At 65.0% G+C, this 22,156-nt stretch carries 15 protein-coding genes, 1 tRNA gene and 1 pseudogene; 7 read left to right on the top strand and 10 right to left on the bottom strand.

Annotated elements, in window-relative coordinates; all coding sequences use genetic code 11:
* The first annotated feature begins 149 nt into the window (after window positions 1–149).
* Window positions 150–1,523 carry a class II 3-deoxy-7-phosphoheptulonate synthase gene (locus U1708_RS06410; protein ID WP_332743894.1) on the top strand — a complete coding sequence of 458 codons (1,374 nt, stop codon included), beginning with the start codon at window positions 150–152 and terminating at the stop codon, window positions 1,521–1,523.
* Window positions 1,524–1,622: 99 nt separating this feature from the next.
* Window positions 1,623–1,697 (top strand) — tRNA-Glu (locus U1708_RS06415).
* A 527-nt stretch (window positions 1,698–2,224) separates the two neighbouring features.
* Here the strand turns inward: U1708_RS06415 and U1708_RS06420 are convergent.
* From U1708_RS06420 to U1708_RS06435, 4 genes are all read right to left on the bottom strand, one after another.
* Window positions 2,225–4,630: an ABC transporter permease gene (locus U1708_RS06420; protein ID WP_332743896.1), complete on the bottom strand. Its 2,406-nt coding sequence runs from the start codon at window positions 4,628–4,630 to the stop codon at window positions 2,225–2,227.
* Window positions 4,631–4,640: 10 nt separating this feature from the next.
* Entirely contained in the window at window positions 4,641–7,058 is a 2,418-nt protein-coding gene (locus tag U1708_RS06425; RefSeq protein ID WP_332743898.1) for an ABC transporter permease, read from the bottom strand.
* A gap of 126 nt (window positions 7,059–7,184) precedes the next feature.
* The gene (locus U1708_RS06430) at window positions 7,185–7,865 is read right to left on the bottom strand and encodes an ABC transporter ATP-binding protein (RefSeq protein WP_332743900.1); all 681 of its coding nucleotides are present in this window, start codon (window positions 7,863–7,865) and stop codon (window positions 7,185–7,187) included.
* An 8-nt stretch (window positions 7,866–7,873) separates the two neighbouring features.
* A complete protein-coding gene (locus U1708_RS06435) occupies window positions 7,874–9,154 on the bottom strand; it encodes an efflux RND transporter periplasmic adaptor subunit (protein ID WP_332743902.1) in 1,281 nt (426 codons plus the stop codon).
* Between the two features lie 117 nt (window positions 9,155–9,271).
* On the opposite strand from U1708_RS06435, the gene U1708_RS06440 reads away from it, so the two are divergent.
* Together U1708_RS06440 and U1708_RS06445 are read left to right on the top strand one after the other, a co-directional pair.
* On the top strand, window positions 9,272–10,513 hold the full coding sequence (locus U1708_RS06440) for a sigma-54-dependent transcriptional regulator (protein WP_332743904.1): 1,242 nt from the start codon (window positions 9,272–9,274) through the stop codon (window positions 10,511–10,513).
* Window positions 10,503–11,699, top strand: a complete 1,197-nt coding sequence (locus U1708_RS06445; RefSeq protein ID WP_332743906.1) for a sensor histidine kinase — start codon at window positions 10,503–10,505, stop codon at window positions 11,697–11,699. The genes U1708_RS06440 and U1708_RS06445 overlap by 11 nt, the downstream gene beginning before the upstream one ends.
* 285 nt (window positions 11,700–11,984) lie before the next feature.
* Here the strand turns inward: U1708_RS06445 and U1708_RS06450 are convergent, their stop codons facing one another.
* Window positions 11,985–13,055 carry a serine hydrolase domain-containing protein gene (locus U1708_RS06450; RefSeq protein ID WP_332743908.1) on the bottom strand — a complete coding sequence of 357 codons (1,071 nt, stop codon included), beginning with the start codon at window positions 13,053–13,055 and terminating at the stop codon, window positions 11,985–11,987.
* 62 nt (window positions 13,056–13,117) lie between these two features.
* Window positions 13,118–14,044 (bottom strand): glutaminase A, encoded by a 927-nt coding sequence (gene glsA / locus U1708_RS06455; protein ID WP_443030003.1) that lies wholly within the window; start codon window positions 14,042–14,044, stop codon window positions 13,118–13,120.
* 247 nt (window positions 14,045–14,291) lie between these two features.
* Between glsA and U1708_RS06460 the strand changes: the two are divergent.
* Window positions 14,292–14,732 (top strand): annotated as a pseudogene (locus U1708_RS06460) (aldo/keto reductase); the annotation flags it as partial.
* Window positions 14,733–14,950: 218 nt separating this feature from the next.
* Here U1708_RS06460 and U1708_RS06465 read toward each other — a convergent pair.
* Window positions 14,951–15,676 carry an SDR family oxidoreductase gene (locus tag U1708_RS06465; RefSeq protein ID WP_332743912.1) on the bottom strand — a complete coding sequence of 242 codons (726 nt, stop codon included), beginning with the start codon at window positions 15,674–15,676 and terminating at the stop codon, window positions 14,951–14,953.
* A 152-nt stretch (window positions 15,677–15,828) separates the two neighbouring features.
* Between U1708_RS06465 and U1708_RS06470 the strand changes: the two genes are divergently transcribed.
* Entirely contained in the window at window positions 15,829–16,725 is an 897-nt protein-coding gene (locus U1708_RS06470; protein WP_332743914.1) for an AraC family transcriptional regulator, read from the top strand.
* Between the two features lie 146 nt (window positions 16,726–16,871).
* Here the strand turns inward: U1708_RS06470 and U1708_RS06475 are convergent, their stop codons facing one another.
* Entirely contained in the window at window positions 16,872–17,411 is a 540-nt protein-coding gene (locus tag U1708_RS06475) for a hypothetical protein (protein ID WP_332743916.1), read from the bottom strand.
* A 288-nt stretch (window positions 17,412–17,699) separates the two neighbouring features.
* Between U1708_RS06475 and U1708_RS06480 the strand changes: the two genes are divergently transcribed.
* Window positions 17,700–20,801: a TonB-dependent receptor plug domain-containing protein gene (locus tag U1708_RS06480; protein ID WP_332743918.1), complete on the top strand. Its 3,102-nt coding sequence runs from the start codon at window positions 17,700–17,702 to the stop codon at window positions 20,799–20,801.
* Window positions 20,802–21,053: 252 nt separating this feature from the next.
* Here U1708_RS06480 and U1708_RS06485 read toward each other — a convergent pair whose 3' ends face one another.
* Entirely contained in the window at window positions 21,054–21,767 is a 714-nt protein-coding gene (locus U1708_RS06485; RefSeq protein WP_332743920.1) for a gamma-glutamyltransferase, read from the bottom strand.
* Window positions 21,768–21,901: 134 nt separating this feature from the next.
* The gene (locus tag U1708_RS06490; RefSeq protein ID WP_332743922.1) at window positions 21,902–22,111 is read right to left on the bottom strand and encodes a hypothetical protein; all 210 of its coding nucleotides are present in this window, start codon (window positions 22,109–22,111) and stop codon (window positions 21,902–21,904) included.
* Window positions 22,112–22,156: the final 45 nt, after the last annotated feature.

Here is a 22,156-nt window from a genome sequence, read left to right on the forward strand (position 1 = left end):
TTAATCTAATATGAATGAAGTTAACCTCCTTAGCCGATCGACCCCGCCCACGCAGCGTTTCGCCGCCTGCTCCCAAGCTTTACTTCGTTGCGCAAAATGGCGTTTTCCCGCATGGCTCGCAGCACAATTCACCAATCGGACGACATGATATGGCCGCGAACTGGGCCCCCGACAGCTGGACTCGTCACGAAGCACGGCAGCTCCCGACCTATCCCGACGCCGCAGCGCTGACTGCCGCGACCAATCAGCTCGCGACCTTCCCGCCGCTGGTCTTCGCCGGCGAAGCCCGCAACCTGACCGCGTCGCTCGCCGAGGTCGCGGCGGGCAAGGCATTCCTGCTTCAGGGCGGCGACTGCGCCGAGTCCTTCGCCGAGCACAGCGCGAACAACATCCGCGACACCTTCCGCGTCATCCTCCAGATGGCGGTCGTTCTGACCTTCGCCTCGAAGCTGCCGGTCGTGAAGCTCGGCCGCATGGCGGGGCAGTTCGCCAAGCCGCGCTCGACCGACACCGAGACGATCGGCGGCATCGAGCTGCCGTCCTACCGCGGCGACAACGTCAACGACATCGCCTTCACCGCGGAATCGCGCGCACCCGATCCCCAGCGCATGATCCGCGCCTATTCGCAGTCCGCCGCCACCCTCAACCTGCTGCGCGCGTTCGCACAGGGCGGCTATGCGAACCTGCATCAGGTCCACCGCTGGACGCACGACTTCATGGGCCGCAGCCCCTGGTCGAAAAAATACGCCGAGACCGCGGATCGCATCGGCGAGGCGCTCGAGTTCATGGCCGCCTGCGGGATCGATCCCGAGACCGTGCCGCAGCTTGCGCAAACGCATTTCTACACCAGCCACGAGGCGCTGCTGCTCCAGTACGAGCAGGCGCTGACCCGGCAGGATTCGCTGACCGGCGACTGGTACGACACCAGCGCGCATTTTCTGTGGATCGGCGATCGCACGCGCTTCGAGGGCTCCAGCCACGTCGAATACCTCCGCGGCATCGGCAACCCGATCGGTATCAAGTGCGGCCCAAGCCTAGAGCCCGACGCGCTGCTCCGCATGCTCGACACGCTCAACCCCGGCCGCGTGCCCGGCCGGATGACGCTGATCACGCGCTATGGCTATGACAAGATCGAGGCGAACCTGCCCAGGCTCGTCCGCGCCGTCACGCGCGAAGGCCATCCGGTGGTTTGGAGCTGCGACCCGATGCACGGCAACGTCGTCAAGGCCGCCAACGGCTACAAGACGCGGCCGTTCGACCGCATTCTCGCCGAAGTCCGCGGCTTCTTCGCGGTCCACCGCGCGGAAGGCACGCACGCCGGCGGCATCCACGCCGAGATGACCGGCCAGAACGTGACTGAGTGCACCGGCGGCGCGGTCGACGTGACCGAGCAGTCGCTGGCCGATCGCTACCACACCCACTGCGACCCGCGCCTCAACGCCAGCCAGAGCCTCGAACTCGCCTTCCTCTTGGCCGAGATGCTCAACGAGGAAATGGCCGAGCGCAAGAAGGTTGCCGCCTGACGAAACGGGCGTCTGACAAAATGCGCGGGCGCCTTAGGAATGTGCGGCAACCGTCTTGACGGCCGCCACCCCATTCCGTACACGCCCGCATCTGCTAACGGCCCCTTCGTCTAGCGGTTAGGACGACGCCCTCTCACGGCGTAAGCACGAGTTCGATTCTCGTAGGGGTCACCAGCCTTCACCTTCGCTACAGAACGTGTGGTTTAGCCATGCTGTCTTCTTTGCTCGTACAGCGAGCAACGGAATCGCAATTATGGCGACACCTTGGAAGCGTCTCACAACTGGCTTTTACGATCTGCGTCGCCAGATAGCTGGGAGGATGCTTCCTGCCTTTGGCGGTATGGCGCTCTTGGACGTGTCGCTAACACAAAGAGCGCCGCCGAAGCCGATAGCCTGTTCTTTCAAGCCAACGCGGCTTCGAAAACAGCAGTTCGAAGAGATCCGGGTTCGGATCAAGGCAACTGGCGAGCCGCTTCCTTCGCGGCGTGATCGAGTCGGCGACATAATCGCTGCGTACTTTGACACACTTGTTGCCATAGCCCCCAAGACAAAGAGCCGCTCGTAATAGGGGGGATATGGACCTTCGATTTGACCTGCACCTCGTCCAGTCGCTTTACCTTCATCAGACCGTGGCGACACGGTGGTGAACTCCTTGAGCATGCCACTATGTACCCGGCGTCAAACCTGCCTACCTCAGTCTGCTAGAACTGGCGGAGCGCGCGCGCAGGTTCGGCTCGTGCGACGCGCCATGCCTGGCTGGCAACCGTCGCCGCTGCGATGACGAGTGCCAGCACGCTCGCAGAGATGAAATAGACCGGCGACAGGACGATACGGTCGTCGAATCCGTTCAGCCAGTGCGACATCGCGAACCACGCGATCGGCCACGCGATCACGTTCGCAAGAAGGACCGGCTTGAGGAACTGGACCAGCAGCAGCCGCATCACGTCGCTGGTCGAGGCGCCCAGCACCTTGCGGATACCGATCTCCTTCACCCGGCGCATGGTGTCGAACGCAGCCAGGCCATAGAGCCCGAGACACCCGATCGCGACCGCCAGTACCGCGCCGGCCGTGAACAGCCGCGAGCGCTGCACGTCCTGGCGATAAAAGGACTCGTACAGCTTCTGCTCGACCGTCGTGGCTGCCGGCGGAACTGCCGGCGCGATACGGCGCCACGCCGTTTCCAGACGTTCCCGGACGATTGCGGGATCGGCCGAGGTACGGATCACCACGATGGCGCGATAGCCACCGCCGGGCTGATAGCTGTAGGCGAACGCCTCGACCGGTTCGCGCGGCGTACCGAAGCGCATGTCGGCAATGACACCGACTATCCTCACCGTCCCGCCGTCGAGCGAAACGATCTGGCCGATCGCCTCGTCGGCTCGGTGGAACCCCAAGCGTTGGGCAGCAGTGCGATTGAGTATGATGTTCGCCACCCTGCCCGCCAAGGCCTTGCTTCTGGTACCGCTATTGCCAACGTCCAGCGCGAAACGATCCGGGTCGAAGACCCGACCGGCCAGCAGCTTGGCTCGGTAGGTGTCGAAGAAATGCTCGCCGACCGTAGCCTGGACGATCATCGGCGGCTCGCCTGTCGCGCCGGCGCGTTTCATCTTGGCGATCGCGAACGTACCGCCGCCGGGCACGACGCCGCTCGTCGTGATGCCTGCAACCCCGCGAGTCTTGCGCATCGCATCGACCAGCCTGGCCCGTTGCCCCGGATCGAGCGCGGGATCGCCGTAACCGCTCAGCATGATCAGGCCGTCGCGCCCGAAGCCGATATCCGCCTGCTGGACATGCCGGGTCTGGGCGAACAGCACCGCCGTCCCGATCATCAGCGCGACGGCGATGCCGAACTGGGTGACCACCAGCGCCCTGCGCAGTCGTGCGCCCGCGCGATCACCGCCGGGAGTCCGCGCTGCGGCGAGCACGCCCGCGGGCAGGAACCGGGAGATCACGAAAGCCGGGTAGAACCCTGCAAGCAGCGTCACCAGCGCAGTCGTTGCCACAAGCGGCGGCAAGATCGACCCCGCCCCCCAATAGACGATCGACAAGTCGGTGCCGCCGATCGCGTTGACGAACGGCAGCGCAACCTCGGCAAGCGCCAGCCCGATCAACGTCGCCAGCGTTATCGCGGCCAGTGCCTCGCCGAGCAATTGCCCGATCAGCATCCGCCGGGTCGCACCGACCACCTTGCGCATCGCGATTTCCCGCGCCCTCAGCCCCGCGCGCGCTGTCGCCAGATTGACGTAATTGACCACCGCCAGCAGCAGCGCGACGATCCCCACTCCGCCCAGCACGGCGACGACGGTGCCGACCCCGTTGCCGGCAAGATGGCGCCCGGCGAGCGGCACGATGCCTTCCTTCAGGAATTGACGGGCATCGGGATTGAACGCGGGGTCGGGGTGGCGCCGCATGAATGCACCGATCCGGTCCGCCGTCGCAGCGTCGGAGAGAGCCAGAAACGTCACGACGCCATTGCTAGTAGATCGGGAATCGTCGTCGAGTTCGGCCGGGATCGCCGCGAACAGTACACTGGCGTACGTCTGGTTCTTCGGCAGGTCGGCGATCACCGCCCCGACGCGGTAATTGCGCGCTCTGCCGTCGATGGCGACCGTCAGCGTCCGCCCTAGCGCACTCGTCCTGCCGAAATACGCCTCCGCGACGCTTTGGGTGACGACAATTCCGTCCGGGCGGGCGATCGTGCTGGCGGTATCGCCCTCGACGGCGGGAAACCGAAAGATCCGAAAGTAATCGCGGTCGACCAATGCCAGTTTGCGTGTGGTGCTCGTATTCCCGGTCAGCACCGTCGCGGTGTCGTAGGGCGTCATCCGCGCCGCGACGAGATCGGGGAATGCTGCGGTCAATTGACCGGAGAGCGTGGGCGAGGACGGGATCTGCACCTCGGGGTTGCCGGGGAACTGGATCGTGCGCTCGATCGTCCAGACCCGCTCCCATCCCGGCAGCACGCGATCGTAGTTGGTCTCGAACCGGACGAACAGCATCAGCACCAGGAACACCGCGATCCCGAGTGCGAGCCCGCCAATGTTGAGCAACGCATACAGCCGATGCCGGGTGAGCGAACGGTACAGCGTCAGTAAGGCCGAGGACATCGATCCGCCCCTATTCGTGGCGCAGCGCGCGCGCGGGTTCGGCGCGGGCGACACGCCACGCCTGGCCGAAGACGGTGCCGCTCGCGATCAGCACCGCGGCGAGCGACGCACCGACGAAGAACAGCGGCGACAGCGCGATCCGGTCGTCGAACCCGCCGAGCCAGCGCTGCATCGCGACATAGGCGAGCGGCCACGCGACGAGGTTGGCGAGGATCACGGGTCGCAGGAACTGCCCGATCAGCAGCCGCAGCACCTCGGCAGTCGAGGCGCCGAGCGTCTTGCGGATACCGATCTCCTTGACGCGTCGCGCGGTGTCGAACGCTGCCAGGCCGTAGAGCCCGATACAGCCGATCAGGACCGCCAGCACCGCGCCGATCGTGAACAGCCGCGAGCGTTGCGCATCCGCCTTGTAATAACGCTGGTACAGATTGTCCTCGACCGAGCGCGCCTCGAACGGAACGCCGGGAACGACGCGCTTCCACGCCGCCTCGAGCGCCGCCATCATCGTCTTCGCATCGGCGCCGGCATAACGGACCGCCGCGAACGGCGAGAGGATATCGACGGTGTCGTAGGTATAGGCGACCGGCGTGACGGCATCGCGCGGGCTCCTGAAGCGCAGGTCGTCGACCACGCCGATGATCGTCGCGCTTCGCTCGCCATCGTTGATCGTCTGCCCGACTGCTGCCGTTGGCGACGCGAAGCCGAGCGCGGTCACCGCCGTGCGGTTGATTACCACGTTCGGCCCTGCCCGCTTGCGTTCGGCCATCGTCAACAGGCCGCGGTCGTCGGAATGTGCGGCGTCGAACAGGCGCCCCGCGACGAGGCGCGCGCCGTACACGCGGAAATAGTCGCGACCCGTGCCGACATCCATCAACGATATCTTGCCGCCGGACGTGCCTGCGCGACTGTACCCCGAGAAATTGGTCGTACTCTGGTCGCCCGGGGCATTGTTGGCGACGGTGACGCCGATGACGCCAGGGGCCGCCGCGAGGCTGCGCAGGATCGCGGCGCGCTGCGGGGAGTCGATCCCGCCGGTCATCAACGACCGCACGATCATCAAGCCGTCGCGACGAAACCCGAGATCGGCGTCACGGATATGCTCGGTCTGTTTGAGCATGACCCCCGTGGCGATGGCGAATGCGATCGCGATCGCGAACTGCACGACCACCAGCGCACTCCGCAGCCTCGTGCCGCTACGCCCACCACCGGGCGCGCGTGTCGAGGCGAGCACCGCCGCCGGGCGAAACCCCGACAGCACGAACGCGGGATACAGCCCCGCGACCAGTGCTATGCCCAGGACCAGCAGGACCAGCGGCACGACGACGCCGTCCCAACCGACATAGCGGATCGCCAGCGAAGTTCCGCCAAGCGCGTTGACGAACGGCAGCGCGATCTCGGCCAGCGCGAGCCCGATCAGCGCTGCCACCGCGACGGTCGCCAGCGCCTCGCCCAGGAATTGCCGGATAAGCGACCGCCGCGTGCCGCCCAGCACCTTGCGCATCGCCACCTCGCGCGCGCGCAGCCCGGCACGGGCGGTGGCCAGATTGACGTAGTTCACGATCGCGATCAGCAGCGTCAGCAGCCCAACCGCGCCCAAGGTCGTGACGACCGCGCGATCGCCCGGACTATACAGATGCATCGCGGTCAGCGGTCGCAGCGACTGGAAATACTCGCCTTTCTTGAGGTTGCCCCCGGCATAAGCGTGGCGATCGAGAAACGCGGGCAATTGCGCCTCGAACGCGCGCGCGGCGGCATCGTCGGGGAAACGCAAGAACGTGGTCAGCGACGCGCTGCCCCAGTGCTCCCACCATTCGTTGCCGAAGCGCGTCCGCGACAGTTGCGCGAACATCTCGCTCTTGAAGGTGACGTCGTCGGGCATGTCGCGCAGCACCGCCCAGACCTTGTAGGGATAGGTCGTCCCGTCGATCGACAGTTGCAGCGTCCGGCCGATCGCCGACTGGCTCCCGAAATATTTCCGCGCAGTCTTCTGCGTGACCACCAGGCCGTTCGGATCGGCAAGCGTTGCTGTCGGATCGCCCTCGACTGCGGGAAAGCGCATGAGATCGAAGAAGTTAGGGTCGACTGTGCCCAGGTCCTCGGCGGTCGCCTGCCCGCCCTGCTGCACGGTCGCGGCCATGTTCATGTAACGCGTACCGACCAACTGCGGGTAATCCGCCTGCAGGATCTTGAGCTCGCTACCCATCGTGTTCGGATTGGTGTCTGCTGGATAGCCCGGCATCACATAGCGCTCCTCCATCACCCACAGCCGGTCCTGTTGCGGCAGCACGCGATCATACCCGGTCTCGAACCGCACGAAGAGGAACAGGACGAGGAACGTCGCGATCCCCAGCGCGAGCCCCCCAATGTTGAGCAGCGCGAACAGCCGGTGATGCGCGAGCGAGCGATAGAGACTGGTGAGCGCGGACATGGCGGTTCCTTCAGGCGTCGCTTGCGGAATCGGGGCCGGGCGTGGGGCCGGGCTTGGTCGCGGCAAGATGGCGGACGAGCACCACCACGAGCAGCAACAACACGATCATCTGGAGCGAACGGCGCATCAGGCGGCGCGCCAAGCCGAGGAAAGGATACGGCCGTCGAGCATGTGCACCGTCCGCTTGGCGATATCGGCGTGCGACGGGCTGTGCGTGACCATCACGATCGTCGCGCCCTCCGCATTCAACTGGCTCAGGATGTCCATCACCTGCGCGCCGTTCTCGGTATCCAGGTTGCCGGTCGGCTCGTCGGCGAGGATCAGCCGTGGCTCGCCGACGATCGCGCGGGCGATCGCGGCGCGCTGTTGCTGGCCGCCCGACAATTGGTGCGGGTGATGCCGCTGGCGGTGGGCGATGCCGACACGGTCCATCGCCGCCGCCACGCGCTCCTTCTTCTCGCGCGCGGGCATCGTCCGATAGGCGAGCCCCAACGCGACGTTCTCGGCGATCGTCAGCTCGTCAATCAGGTTGAAGCTCTGGAACACGAAGCCCAGCCGATCGCGGCGCAGCTTGGCGAGCTGGGCTTCGGGCGCACGCGCGATGTCCGCGCCCTCGAACAGGTACCGCCCATCGGTCGGCCGGTCGATCGTGCCGATGATGTTGAGTAGCGTCGATTTGCCGCAGCCCGACGGCCCCATGATCGCGACGAATTCGCCTGCCTCGACCGCGAGATCGATGCCGCCGAGCGCGGTCGTCTCGATCTCGTCCGAGGCGTAGGTACGGCTGAGGTCCTGTAACTGGATCATATCGAATCCTATCGGATGAGAAGGGTCTGAAAGGGGGTGTAGGTCCCGAGCGCAGTCGTCACGATCCGCTCGCCGGGCGCCAGGCCGGAGACGATCTCGACCTGATCGGGATTGCGGCGGCCGGTGACGATCGCTCGCCTGATGGCTTTGTCGCCGTCGAGTACGAAGGCAGTAGTGCCGCCCGCATCGAGCCAACCACTCGAGGGCGCGACCACCGCGGGCTGGTCCGCACCAAGCACGAGCCGTACGTCGAGCGTCTGGCCGCGGTTCAGTCCGGCCGGCACGGTCCCACGAAAACCAAGCTCGATGCGAAACCGGCCCTCGGTCACCTGCGGCAGGATCTTGATGACCGACATCGGATAGCTGCGTCCGTCGATATCCGCCGTCGCCGCCAGCCCGGCCCGGACGCGCCCGAGGTAGAATTGGTCGACATCGGCGGTCAGCTTCCACTGTCCCTCGGAATCGATCTGCCCGACCGGGTCACCGGCCTTGAGCGTCTGTCCGGGCTGGAGCGTGAAGGCGGTCAGGCGTCCCGCGACCGGCGCGCGCAACACCAGCGCGGAGAGGCTCGCCCGGACCATCGCAAGGCTCTCGCGCAACTGCCGCGCGGTCGCGGCGATCCCCGATGACTGGTCGGCCAGTGTCGCCCCCGCTTCCGCTGTACCGCGGTCGAGCGCCGAAACCCGCGCCTGCTGATACCCGACATCCTCACGCACCGGATCGATCGCAGCGCGCGTGATGATCCCCCGGTCGAACAGCACCTGCTTCTGCGCCAGCAAAGTCCGCGCCTTGGACAGCGCGTTGCGCGCTTCGGCCAGATCGCGCGCACCATCCTGCCGCGTATTCTGGACCGACAGCCGCTGCCCGCTGATTGCGCTCAACTGCCCGACGATCTCGGCCGATCGGCTGGCGACATCGAGCTCGAGCGACGGATTGGACAGCCGCGCCAGCGGCGTGCCGGCGGCAATCATCGCGCCGTCGCTGGCGGCGAGTTCAGCCACCTGCCCGCCCGAGATCGCGGTCACGAACACGGTGCGCAACGGCGCGACCTCGGCACGGAGCGGCACGAAATCCCGGAACGGCGCGCGCACGACGTTACCGGTGCGGATCGCGGCGGCATCGACGGTCAGCGCGTTGGCGCCGGGCATCAACAGCCACAGCAGCACCGCCGCGCTCGCCACCGCGAGCGCGAGCACACCGCGCACGATCCGCTTGCGCCGCCGCGCGTTCGGACGCTCGATACGCCGGTCCATCGCGGCGCCCGTTCCTGGCAGGGTCGTCTCCGTCATGCGGACAGTGTACGGGATCGAGCGACCAGACCCTAAACTGATGTCATTGCTAGATAGTTTAGAACTTCGCCGCTGGATCACGCGCCCGACTGTACCAACTGTCCGTTTCCGGACACTATGACGGCCATGTCAACCGAATCGCATATCCTGGTCATCGACGACGACCCCGACATCGCCAAGGCCGCGCGGCTGTTGCTCGAACGGCACGGCATGCGCGTATCGACCGCGGCGAACCCGGAGGCGGCGTGGGTGCTACTCGCGGGCGAACCAATCGACGTCATCCTGCTCGATCTCAATTTCGCGCGCGGCCGGACCACTGGCGAGGAGGGGTTCGCGATGCTCGACCGCCTGATCGCGGCGGACGCCCGCGCGGTGGTCATCGTCGTTACCGGGCATAGCGGGATCGCGGTCGCCGTCCGGGCGATGCGCAGCGGTGCAACCGATTTCGTGATCAAGCCCTGGAACAACGAACGCCTGCTGACGACGGTCGAACGCGGTCTGGCGCTGCGTCGCGCGAAGCTGGAGATCGCGGCGACACCGCCCATCTACGACGGCATCCTGCTCGGCGAAAGTGCGGGGATCGCGCGCGCCCGCGACCTGATGGCCCGCGTCGCGCCCACAGCGGCGCCGATCCTGATCCACGGCGCTGCGGGCACCGGCAAGACGCTGATCGCCCGACTGGTTCATCAGGCCTCGCCGCACGCCAGCCTGCCGTTCGTCACGTTGGATGCCGAGGCTGCGGACGCCACAGTCATCGCCGAGCGAACCGCGGCGGCCGCTGGCGGGATGCTGGTGATCGACCATATCGACCGACTGCCTCGTGCGCTCAGCGGCGTTCTGCTGTCAGCGCTCGAAGGCATCCGCGTCACCGCGACCACGCGACTCGACCGAACCGGCGTTCGCGCCGCAATCGGCGAAGACCTGCTCGACCGCGTCGGAACGATCGAAATCGCCCTCCCGCAGCTCGTTGATCGCGCAGGCGATGCGGTGCTGCTCGCACGTCATTTCCTTGCGCTGTTCGCCTACCGCCACGGCAAGCCGCTCGGAACGCTCGATGCAGACACGGTGCACGCGATCGCGGCGGATCGCTGGCCCGACAACGTCCGCGGCCTGCGCCAGACCATGGAACGCGCGGTCCTGCTCGGCAATGGCGAGACCCACGCGATCGGCGACCTCCTGCTTTCGCCCGGCGCCGTCGAGCCGCAATCGCTCGCGCCCGACCTGTCACTCGCGCGCAACGAGGAAACGCTGATTACCGCAGCGCTCGAACGCCACGCCTTCAACGTCAGCCGCGCCGCCGCTCAGCTCGGATTGACCCGCGCGGCGCTCTACCGCCGGATGGCACGCTATGGCCTCTGACCGGACGCGCGCGGCCGTACGCGCGCTGGTGATAGCAGCGGCCGGTGCCGGTGGTGCGGTTGCGGCCACACGCGGTCTGTACGCCACCGCACTGCTCGCCGCTATGATCGCGATCTGGATCGCCGCACTAAACCTGGTCGACGCTGGTCAGCGCATGCCGATGCCAGCGCCACCAATTCCGGCCGCCTCTGCCGGGGAAGAGGAGCGTCGCCGCCTGAACGCGTATCTCGATTTGTCGCCTGCACCCTTGGTCGCGCTCGACGAGGGCCGGTTGCGCGCCGTCAACCGCGCCGCCCGACGATTGCTCGGCGCAGGCGACCTCGTCGCCGATCCGCCGGAGGGACTCGTTACCGCGCTCGCCGACACTCGCCCCGGACGTACGACTACCATCGAGATCGGGCATGACACCGACATCCGCAGCTTCGCGCTCGCCACCGGCGACCTCGCGCTCTCAGGGCGAATGACGCGGATCGGTGCGCTGATCGACATCGACGCCGAACTGAAGGCCGCCGAGGCCGCCGCGTTACGCGAACTCGTCCAGGTCTTGAGCCACGAGATCGTCAACGCCCTCACCCCGATCGCCTCGCTCGCCGAGACCGCGGTGGCGATGCTCGACGATCCCGACCCGATGCTGCCCAAGGTACGCGACGCGGTCGAGACCGTCGCGCGCCGCGCCGCCAGCCTGCACCGTTTCGGCGAAAGCTACCGTGCATTGGCGCGGCTGCCGACCCCCTCGGCGGAGCGGATCCCTCTCACTGGGTTCGTCGGCGATCTGGCAGCATTGTTTACCACGAGATGGCCCACGATTGCCTTCACGACCGACCTCCTCAACGCACCGGCCTATCTGCTGGCCGACCCGGATCAACTGACCGCAGCGCTCTGGGCCGTCTTGCAGAACGCAGCCGAGGCATTGCACGATTCGCCCGATGCGCGGGTCACGCTCACCATCACGGCCTTAGTCGGCCAAACGCAGTTCACGATGACGGACAACGGCCCCGGTATTCCAGCCGCGAACCAAGGCGACATCTTCCGCCCGTTCTTCACCACCAAGACCGAGGGCACGGGCGTGGGTCTGGCCCTCGCCCGGCAGATCTTCCGTGGCCACAACGGCGATCTGAGCCTCGCACAGTCTCTACCCGGCAGAACGCGGTTCGAAGGCACAGTTCCATCCGGTCCAACCAGCTGAGCAGTCATCAGCAACGACAAATGGCTAACGCGTCGAGCACATCAGCCAGACCGGGGAGACTCACAAGACGACGTTCGCCCGCTGCTTTTCGTTCGCCAACTGCGGATATCTGTCGACCATCGCAGCGTCCTGGCGATCCGTCACCCTCCTCTGCCTTGCAACGGGCTTTAGCCACGATCCTACAGCAGGATTTCGGAGAGTGCCGCGCGCCTCTTGAAGCGTTCGCTCGTTTCTCTCCCGACCGATACTATGCTCGAAAAATTCAGGTACAGCCAGTTTCTACCGTCAAGTCGCACCGCGCTCCGCCGCTGGAATGATCCCTTCGGCCAGCAGCCTGTGCAGATCCTCGATATGGCCGCTGTCGCGTTCCCCGCCGGCGTCCGATGTCATGACTACCGTCAGTTTTAAATCGGGCACGACATAGACCATCTGCCCGCCATACCCCCATGCGAACCGGATCGGATGTCCTCGCGCTTCGGACAGGAACCACCCATAGCCGTAACGCTGTCCGCTCCAGGGGGACGTCGTCCGCGCGGTCCAGCTCTGCTTCACCCAGCCCTGCGGCAGCACCCGACGACCATCGATCATGCCATCTAGTCTGTAGAGTTCTCCAAACCGCGCCAGCGCCTGCGGAGAGAGCCGCATCTCGTTGCCGCCGAAATAGATGCCCTGCGGATCAGCAGGCCATGACGGGATCGTGATGCCGAGCGGTTCGCCCAGCCACTCCCGCGCGTTGACCAGAGTATTGCGGCCGCTCGCGCGGGTTAAGGCTGCAGAGAGCAAGTGAGTCGACCCGGTCGAGTAGAGCATCTGCGTGCCGGGTTCGGCGACGAACGGCCGGCCCAGCGCGTAACGCACCCAATTGGGGCTCGATACCCATCGTCCGTAGAACTCACCGGACGTACGCTCCAGTCCCGCTTGCATCGATAGCAAGTTACCGATCGTCACGCGTGCCAGCCGAGGATCCGGATCCTGCAGCGCATCGCGGCGCAGAATCGTCAGGACAGGTTGATCAACTCCACTAAGAACACCCCGGGCGATCGCGATGCCGATCAACGCCGACATCACCGACTTGGACGCCGACTTGATATTGACAGGACGATCGAGAGGCGGCCCGCCGTTGAAGACGTTGGCGGCCAATGTTTCGCCATCGCGAAGCACCAGAAGCGACCGTATCCGCTGCAGCCGAGATGCGCCGGCGATAGCTTGGCGCATCGCCTGCGGATCCAATCCGCGCGTTTCAGCCGCAGCCGCAGGCGCTTGCCGCACGGTCGCCGTAGGCGACACTGTTTGAACGGTCGCCGTAGGCGACACTGTTTTGCCGTCGCAGGACGTGGTGCACAGACCGACGGCCATGCAGGTGAATGCAATGGTGCCGCGCCAAGCGACGCCGGGTGATCGCGGCGGCGCTTTGCCAGTCATCGGGCCGCGCCAATCAGCGGTGGGCCAAACACCGACCACCCAGTTCGGTCGCACAGCATCTCGAGCGCTCTCACGCCAAGAATGCTGTTCCCATGCTGGTCGAGGTTGGGCGACCATACCCCAATCGAGGCGATGTCCGGCACCACGGCAAGGATACCGCCCCCTACCCCACTCTTAGCCGGTATACCGACGCGCAGCGCAAAATCGCCGGAGCCGTCGTAATGTCCGCAGGTCATCATCAGCGCGAGCACCTGTCGGCGTCGCCGCGCGATGGCATCAGCGCCGGCCTCATCCAGAGATCGCCGCGTCCGGCTGAACGGCAGTCCTGCCTTGGCCAGATCGCAACAATCGAGAACGATCGCGCACTGATGGACATAGGCCTCCATCACCTCGACGGGGTCGGAGCGCAGGTTGCCGTGATGGCGCATGAAGCTCATCATCGCTCGATTGAGATCGCCGCCCTCGTGTTCCGATGCCAGCACATCATCGTCGGCGATGATGCGGTCCAGGCCGGCACGGCAGCGCACCTCTTCCGCTACGGCGCTTGCCTGCCAGTCGTCTGCCAACTTCTCGACGAGAATGTCGACCACCACCAGCGCACCGGCGTTGACGAAAGGGTTGCGTGGTATCCCTTTCGTGCGTTCGAGATCGACGATCGAATTGAAGGGATCGCCGGACGGCTCCCGACCCACACGGTCGAACAGGGTGTCCCCCTCCGCCGCCAACGCCATATCGAGGGCAAAAACCTTGGAAATGCTCTGTATGGGAAAACCCGTGCCCGCGTCACCCGCGGTCAGGACCTCGCCGGACGCTAGCGCCACCGCGATGCCGAACGGTCCAGGTGCGGCGTCTTCTTTGCGATCCGCGGCCGCCTCGATATCGGCCGCGTCACGGCTGATCATGGTGGCGATGTCGGCGACCATCGTGGAAAGCTCGCTCACTCGCCCGTCGCCACTCTCGGCGATCCGCTACGCTCCCGAGATTCGCTGGCGGCGCACGCTGTTTTCATGCTCTTCATGAAGCTCCTGATCTCGCGTCGAAAAGCGCGGTATCGGGAGAAAGCGCGGCACGCCGCTCATGTTCCCGTGCGGGGCGGCGCGCCCCCCCCCAAACCTCGGTCACCGCACCGCGCACTCCGCCGATCCGGATCGATGCAACTCGGCCAGGGCCAGCTATTCGATCCTGAACCGGTGGATCGAACGGGATCTGCTGGCGACGCTGGAGGAACTGGGCGTCGGCCGCATCGCCTTCTTACCGTTGGCGGAGGGCTAGCTGACGAACAGGTATCTGAACGGTGTCCCGCAGGACGCGCGCGCCACCCGTAACGGGTCGCTGTCGCAGACCTTGCTCACGGATCAGAACCTCGCCGCCATTCGTACCTTAAACGAGATCGCAGGTCCGCGCGGACAAACGCTCGCCCAGATGGCGATCGCGTGGGTCTTGCGCGACCCGCGAGTCACCTCCGCGCTGATCGGCGCTCGCACCGTCGAACAGCTCGACGACTCCCTGGACGCGATACAGATGCTCGACTTCGCCGCCGACGAACTCGCTGCCATCGACAAGCCAGCCGACGACGATGGCATCAACCTCTGGTCGGAATCGTCTGACATCGCGACCCTGCTCGCAGACAAGGGGCGCTTGCATGATATACGTTCACCGACCAGCCCTCTACTCGGCGAGGTCATCCGTGCAGCAGACGAAAGCCATGACAACCCAGGCACGGACTGTTGCGGTATTCTTTCATTCGTCACGATAGCGGACGGTCGTTCACCTCGATAACCAGTTCGGGCAGACTGCAAGTCCGCCCAAACCAAGTCTCGCATCGGCGCCTAAATGCCGGCTGCGGTCGGGCGAACGATGACCTCGTTGATGTCCACTCCCTCAGGCTGCTCCAATGCGTAGCGGATCGCCCGCGCGATTGCGTCAGGGGTTAGCGACTTCTGCCGCCACGTGCTCAGCGCAGAGGCGATGTCCGGGTCAGTTATGTCGTTGCCCAATTCGGTCGCCACGACCCCCGGCGAGATGATCGTCGTGCGGATGTCGTCATGCTCCTGGCGCAACCCTTCGGTGATCGCCCATACCGCGTATTTGGTCGCGCAGTAGACGGCGGCGCTTGGCATCACGAAATGTGCAGCGATCGATGCGACGTTCACGACGTGGCCTGCCTTCTGCGCAATGAAGCGGGGCAGCACGGCAGCGATCCCGTTCAGCACGCCGTGGACGTTGACGTCGATCATTCGCGTCCATTCATCCTGTTTCAACGCTGCAAGGGGAGACAGCGGCATCACGCCGGCATTGTTGATCAGCACGTCCACGCGCCCGAACCGCGCTTCCGCCGCGTCGGCGAAGGCGGCGAAGCCTGCCGCGTCGGTCACGTCCAGCGCGTGCCACGCGACATTCGCGCCGAGTTCTGCCGCAAGCGCTTCGAGGCGATCGGTCCTGCGCGCACCGATGAAGAGACGCGCGCCCTTGCCCGCCAGTTCCCGCACCGTTGCTTCGCCGATACCGCTCGAAGCGCCGCTGATCAGCACTGTCTTGTCGATGACGTCGTTCATGATGGATCCTTTCCTGTTGCCTGAAGGCTGAGCACAGATGGAACCGAAGTATCGGCAGGCGTGAGACCAATCGGCCGCAATCTTTGCACGATCCTCCAAGATGACAGCGCCCATGCTTGCGAGAGTGGGTAACAACGAACACAGTCTCTTCGATGAGCACGATCGCAGACCTCGCCGCGCTGGTTGTGCGCCACGTCACCAGAACCGGTATGGTAAGCACGCCGATCGATCGATTGTCGCTTTTCCGGGCCGATGAGCCGACCGTGCCCTTGCCGGCCGTGTACGACGCGTCGCTTTGCATAATCGCCCAAGGTGCCAAGCGGGTTTCGCTCGGCGGACGGAGCCTTCTTTACGATACCGCGCATTACCTGCTCGTCTCGGTCGACCTGCCGCTCGTCGGCCATGTCATCCAAGCGGACCGCGACGCCCCGTACCTCTGCTGCAAGATCGACATCGACCAGGCGGTGCTGGCGGACCTTATCGTGGCAGAAGGCGGCCGGGCGCCCAAGGCCGATCTACCGGCGCTCGCGGTATATCGCAGCGACGACGATCTGGTAGATGCGGCGTGCCGACTGGTGCGTTTGCTGGACCAGCCCGACAGCATCGCGGCGCTGGCACCGCTGATCGAGCGGGAGATCCTGTATCGTATACTCAAAGGCCCCCACGGCCCTGCCCTTCGCTACATGGCGGTCGCCGACAGTCACCTCAACCAGGTCAGCCGCGCTATCGCGACGATCCGCACCGCGTTCGACCGACCGCTACGCATCGGTGATATTGCCACTGCTGCCGGCATGAGCCCGTCGTCGTTGCACGAACACTTCAAAGCCGTGACGAAAATGACGCCGCTGGAGTATCAAAAACAACTGCGCCTACAGGAGGCACGGCGCCTGATGCTGGCGGGAAGCACGACCGCTAGCGGTGCGGGTTTTGCCGTGGGGTATGAAAGCCCATCGCAGTTCAATCGCGAATATGCGCGTCTGTTTGGCGCACCGCCCCGTCGCGACATCGAACAGCTGCAGCGCAGCGGCAATTTACTGACGCCAGTGTAGCATCGCCCGCTTTTTAACTGGACCCATAGTCGTCAAATCGCGCGCCTTTCCCCGCTTTCCAGATTTCGCCATTCTTGGTCAATTGAACCACGCCGACAGCCGCGGGGTCGCGGATCCGATGTCGGCACGCTAGCATTGCCTCTGTGCTAATTCTGCCGCTTGGCCTTAACGCCGGGCTGCCCACCGACACTCAGTCGGAAACTGCCGAGCGCGGCGCGCTTTATGATCACCTTGTCGTTCGCCCGAGGCCGCCGCGCGATGATGGAATCGTCCGTCTGCGTCCAGCGAGCCTTGTCCGCCAGGACGAAGCTCCATCGGCCGAAATCGTCCACCGAGGCGCTCGCCAGCGTCGTCTCGATCTGCGGCAGATCTTTGCCGCTGCCGAACACCCCGGTGTCAGGCAGACTTACTCCGAACAGGCTGCGACGTGTTTCGCGTACCTGTTGCTGATCGATGACGACCACCGCCTTGTTGGTCTCTGCCGTATCGAGTGCGGCTACAGATCTATCGAAACATGCGAGGCGGACGGCAGGGTCTGCTACAGCGCGGCACTGCGTAACGGCCGTCAGTAGAGGCGCACGCTCCGTATCGCGCGATTTGGCGGCGGTAGCCGTTGCAATCGCTGCGATCCCCATCAAGCCGGTCCCCATCACGCCGGTCATTGTCGAACCCATCGCGATCCGCATATCGCCCCTCCCGATTTTCGTCCAAGCCGAGCGATAGGCGGGCGCATGTGGCGCCGCAACCGCAGCGAATTCCCGTGCGACGCTGCAACGCACCCAGCATTGTTGCCATTGGGTAACAATGCTTACGTAATGCGATGAACTGTAGCCAATTTGTAACTTTGTTTTGGACAATCGGTGTCCGCTTTGCGAATTCGCCGCCGACGGCGGTCATGCGATCGCCCAACGATCGTGTCTGGCGAAAAATTCGCCGATACCGAAAAGGGACCAATTAGAACGATGCGAAACCACATGCTTCGAGATTGCCTGCTGGCATCGACCATGATCGCGGGCGCGGTTGTTGCACTGCCTGCCATTGCACAGACCGCACCGGCACCCGCGCCTCAGGGCACGACGAGCGATGACGGCGCAGCAGCGACGACGCCTGCGATTTCAAACACACCGAGCCAGGATCCTGCCGCAGCAGGGACGGCCGAGGGTGGTGACATCGTCGTTACCGGTTCGCGTATCTCGAACCCGAACCTGACGTCGGCCAGCCCCGTGACGGTCGTCAACGCAGCAGACATCAAGCTGCGCGGCGCGACTCGTATCGAGGACGTGCTGAACAGTCTTCCGTCTGCATTCGCTGCGCAGAATTCGTCGGTGTCCAACGGTTCGACCGGGACCGCGACGATCAACCTTCGCAACCTCGGCGAATCGCGCACGCTGGTGCTGATCAACGGCCGCCGCCTGATGCCGGGCAACCCGTCGTCGAGCAGCACCGCCAGCGCCGCTGCCGACGTCAACATGATCCCGGCATCGCTGATCAAGCGCGTCGACGTCCTGACCGGCGGCGCGGGCTCGGTCTATGGTTCGGATGCCATCGCCGGCGTCGTCAACTTCGTGCTCGATACCGATTACGAGGGTTTCAGCGTCGACACATCGGGCGGCATCTACAACCACAACAACCGAAGCGACCGCTTCAAGGCGCTGAACACCGCAGCCGGCTTTCCCGCTCCGACCGGTCAGTCGTTCGACGGAACGCAGTTCGACATCAACTTCAAGGTTGGCGTCGGCACCAGCGACGGCCGCGGGCATATCGTCGGCTATGGCGGCTATCGCAAGATCGGCGCGATCCTGCAGGGTTCGCGTGACTACAGCGCGTGCGGCCTGAACGCACCGACAGGCAATGTCGGCAACGATTATGTCTGCGGCGGATCTGCAACTGCATTTCCCGCAAACTTCTCGCTCGGCGACGCTACCGAGGGTGGACCACCAACCGGCTACACGCTGGATTCCGCTGGCCAGCTCGTCCCAGGTACGACCCTGTATAACGCCAACCCGCTGAACTATTATCAGCGCCCGGATAAGCGCTACACCGCCGGCTTCCTCGCAAAATATGAAGTCAGCGACGCGTTCAAGCCGTACGCCGATTTCATGTTCATGGACGATCGTTCGGTGGCGCAGATCGCACCGTCGGGTGACTTCAACAACACGTCGGTCCTGAACAGCAACAACCCGTTCCTGTCCGCTGCACAGCAAGCGACCTTCTTCCGCGACAGCAACCTGGTGCGGGACGCGAACGGCAACGTCGTCAATCTGACCAACCCGGACGGTTCGCAGTATCAGCAGGCGAAAGTCCGCATCGGCCGTCGCAACGTCGAGGGCGGCGGTCGTCAGGCCGATCTTCGCCACACGCAGTACCGCTTCGTTGCCGGTGCAAGCGGCAATCTCGACAAGGGGATTTCGTACGAGGCCTATGGCCAGTTCGGCAGCACCGTGTTCAACGAGGTGTACCGCAACGAATTCTCGGTTTCGCGTACCACCCGTGCGCTCGATGCCATTGCCGATACGCGTCCCGGCTCGGCAACGCTCGGCCAGGCAGTCTGCCGCTCGGTCGTCGACGGTACCGATCCGAACTGCGTCCCGTTGAACATCTTCGGTTCGGCTGGCATCAGCTCTGCAGCACTGAACTATGTCCAGACGCCGGGCTTCCAGTCAGGCGAGAACAAGGAAACGGTTCTCAACGGATCGTTCACCTTCAAGGGTGCCGAATACGGCGTCCAGTCGCCGTTTGCGAGCGAAGGCATCGCGCTGAACGTCGGTGGTGAGTATCGCAAGGAGTCGCTGAGCCTCGAAGTCGACAACGCGTTCCTGAGCGGCGATCTGGCCGGCCAGGGCGGCGCGACGTTGCCGATCCGCGGCAGCTACAACGTCAAGGAAGCGTTCGGCGAAATCCAGGTGCCGCTCGTCAGCGATCGTCCGTTCTTCAACGAACTGACCGTCAACGGCGGCTACCGTTACTCGAGCTACAGCACGGCCGGTTCGGCAAGCTCGTACAAGGGCGAACTGGTCTGGGCGCCAATCTCGGACATTCGCTTCCGTGGCGGCTACAACCGTGCGGTTCGTGCCCCGAACACGCAGGAATTGTTCGCACAGCAGTCGGTCCAGCTGGACGGTGCGACGGATCCGTGCGCAGGCGCCGCAGTCGGCGGCCTGGTCAACGGCAACACCGCGGCACAGTGCGCGCTCACCGGCGTTCCTGCGAACCGCTTCGGCCTGATCGCAGCCAATCCCTCGGAGCAGTATAACGGCCTGCTGGGCGGCAACACGAACCTTCGTCCCGAAAAGGCCGACACGGTCACGGCTGGCGTGATCCTGCGTCCGTCGTTCCTGCCGGGCTTCAACCTGTCGGTCGACGGCTTCCGGATCAAGCTGAAGGATCGGATCGGTACCATCGGTTCCGACACGATCATCGCACAGTGCCTCCAGACCGCCGACCAGCAGTTCTGCGGCGCGATCAACCGTGATGCCAACGGCTCGCTGTGGCAGGGCAATGCCGGCTACATCGTCAATACCAACGTCAATGCGGGTACGCTGACGACGCAGGGCATCGAGACGTCGGCGGGTTATACCTATCGTTCGGACAGCATCGGCACGATCGGCCTTTCGTTCAACGGCACCTATGTGGACAAGTTCACGTCGGACAAGGTCGGTGCGAAGTTCGATTGCGCGGGCCTGTACGGCGCACAGTGCGGCTATCCGATGTCCAAGTGGCGTCACCAGGCCCGCCTATCGCTGACCACGCCGAACGGCATCGGTCTGTCGGGTAACTGGCGGTACCTGTCGGCGACGAAGTTCGAGCGCACCAGCAGCGACAGCGATCTGGCCGGTCCGTTCTTCGTCAACGACGCCCGCGTCAAGGCGCAGAACTACTTCGATCTGGCCGCAACGGTGCGGGTTGCCGACAAGTTCACCTACCGCATGGGCGTGAACAACATCCTCGACAAGACGCCGCCGATCCTGAGCGCGACGGCATCGCCAATCGGTTCGTTCGGTAACGGCAACACCTATCCGGGTATCTACGAGGCCATCGGCCGCTACCTGTTCGTCGGTCTGACCATCGACATGTAATCGATCCTTCGGGACCGATATCTGGGGCGGCGGGTCATCGACCTGCCGCCCTTTTCATTGGGGGGAGTTCCCGCTTTCCGGCACGGTCCCCCGCGGCCATCCGCAGTGCCCATGACCTGCACCCCATTACCGCGCCGCAGACCGAATATTCGCTGTGGAGCCGGGATGTCGAGGATCGGATGCTGCCGAAGGTGTGCGAACTGAGCGATGCCGATCTTGCCTGCATCGATGGGATCATACTCCCCGGCGCAGTCAATGTGACACGCTATCCAGACGCCTCGATGGCGAGCATCGACACGTGACCGTGCCATCGTTCGCGGCGATCGCGCCCCGGAATCTTGCCGTCACCGGCGCTGCGCGCGGCATTCGGCTGGCCGCTGCCCGCGCCTTTGCCGACACAGGCACCGATACGGACACGGCGCCCAGCGGCGGCAGCGCGCCGCCGCGTGCGCGCGACCGCACCGTTTCCAGGCTCAGGCCCCGCGGCGACGCGCCCGATCCGGCCAGCCCGACGACCTTGCGCTGCTTCAGATCCCAGATCATGGCATAGGCGTCGCCGCCGATGCCACTCGACGTCGGCTCGAGGAAACCGAGGCAGGCGTTGATCGCGATCGCGGCGTCGACCGCCGATCCGCCCCGCCGCAGGATGTCGATCCCGGCCTGCGTCGCCAGCGGATGCGCGGTCCCCACAGCCCCGTTGATGCCGTACGCGGCGGTTCGCGAGGCGAAACTCGCGCCGACCGGACGGTCCCCCGCTGCTACGTCGGGACGAAGGAAGCGGTCCTCGCCCGCCATCCAGCGCGGCGGCAACGTGGCAGTCGCCGGCTGGGGCGCGCCGCCCTGTCCGGGTCCCGGGACACCTTGCTTACCTGCTACCCCGCGTCCGGCCTGCCCGCCCTGCGCCATGCTTATGCCCGGTAGCAATGCCGCCCCTGGCAAGGCGGCAATGAAAGTTCGACGACGCATGATGGACGCTCCCGGTGCTGATTGCCCGATCTTCGCTGGCTCCGTGAGCGAGTACAAGGGGTTGATAGGCGGTGCACCGCCGCAGTGCCCGCTCACCCAAGGCGACCAGTCGCGATAGCTCGCTCAGTCGACTCTTACTCGCGGGGTGCGCGAGCGATCACGCCCTGCGCTGAACGAAGACGGGCTTTCCATATCTTAACCGATGGGTGCCCGGACGCCAGGCCGGCAAGCCGCCCCTCGATCTGCGCGACCTCCCGCGTTGCTGCATCAAGCTCGGCGGCTGTCGGTGCAGGCTGGATATTGGCGCGCGCGTGTGCGCCGGTGCGTCCCTTGCTTTTGGTCATGGAAACGCGATGGCCTTAGAGGCGGGATGCCGTCAATGAGGGATG

The sequence above is a fragment of the Sphingomonas arabinosi genome, assembly GCF_036663715.1.
Taxonomy (GTDB): Bacteria; Pseudomonadota; Alphaproteobacteria; order Sphingomonadales; family Sphingomonadaceae; genus Sphingomonas.

Bases quoted from the DNA above. Each gene is read 5' to 3' on its own strand.
- U1708_RS06410 (WP_332743894.1), top strand. From the start codon at position 150: ATGGCCGCGAACTGGGCCCCCGACAGCTGGACTCGTCACGAAGCACGG.
- U1708_RS06420 (WP_332743896.1), bottom strand. From the start codon at position 4,630: ATGTCCTCGGCCTTACTGACGCTGTACCGTTCGCTCACCCGGCATCGG.
- U1708_RS06425 (WP_332743898.1), bottom strand. From the start codon at position 7,058: ATGTCCGCGCTCACCAGTCTCTATCGCTCGCTCGCGCATCACCGGCTG.
- U1708_RS06430 (WP_332743900.1), bottom strand. From the start codon at position 7,865: ATGATCCAGTTACAGGACCTCAGCCGTACCTACGCCTCGGACGAGATC.
- U1708_RS06435 (WP_332743902.1), bottom strand. From the start codon at position 9,154: ATGACGGAGACGACCCTGCCAGGAACGGGCGCCGCGATGGACCGGCGT.
- U1708_RS06440 (WP_332743904.1), top strand. From the start codon at position 9,272: ATGACGGCCATGTCAACCGAATCGCATATCCTGGTCATCGACGACGAC.
- U1708_RS06445 (WP_332743906.1), top strand. From the start codon at position 10,503: ATGGCCTCTGACCGGACGCGCGCGGCCGTACGCGCGCTGGTGATAGCA.
- U1708_RS06450 (WP_332743908.1), bottom strand. From the start codon at position 13,055: ATGGCCGTCGGTCTGTGCACCACGTCCTGCGACGGCAAAACAGTGTCG.
- glsA (WP_443030003.1), bottom strand. From the start codon at position 14,044: ATGGTCGCCGACATCGCCACCATGATCAGCCGTGACGCGGCCGATATC.
- U1708_RS06465 (WP_332743912.1), bottom strand. From the start codon at position 15,676: ATGAACGACGTCATCGACAAGACAGTGCTGATCAGCGGCGCTTCGAGC.
- U1708_RS06470 (WP_332743914.1), top strand. From the start codon at position 15,829: ATGAGCACGATCGCAGACCTCGCCGCGCTGGTTGTGCGCCACGTCACC.
- U1708_RS06475 (WP_332743916.1), bottom strand. From the start codon at position 17,411: ATGCGGATCGCGATGGGTTCGACAATGACCGGCGTGATGGGGACCGGC.
- U1708_RS06480 (WP_332743918.1), top strand. From the start codon at position 17,700: ATGCTTCGAGATTGCCTGCTGGCATCGACCATGATCGCGGGCGCGGTT.
- U1708_RS06485 (WP_332743920.1), bottom strand. From the start codon at position 21,767: ATGCGTCGTCGAACTTTCATTGCCGCCTTGCCAGGGGCGGCATTGCTA.
- U1708_RS06490 (WP_332743922.1), bottom strand. From the start codon at position 22,111: ATGACCAAAAGCAAGGGACGCACCGGCGCACACGCGCGCGCCAATATC.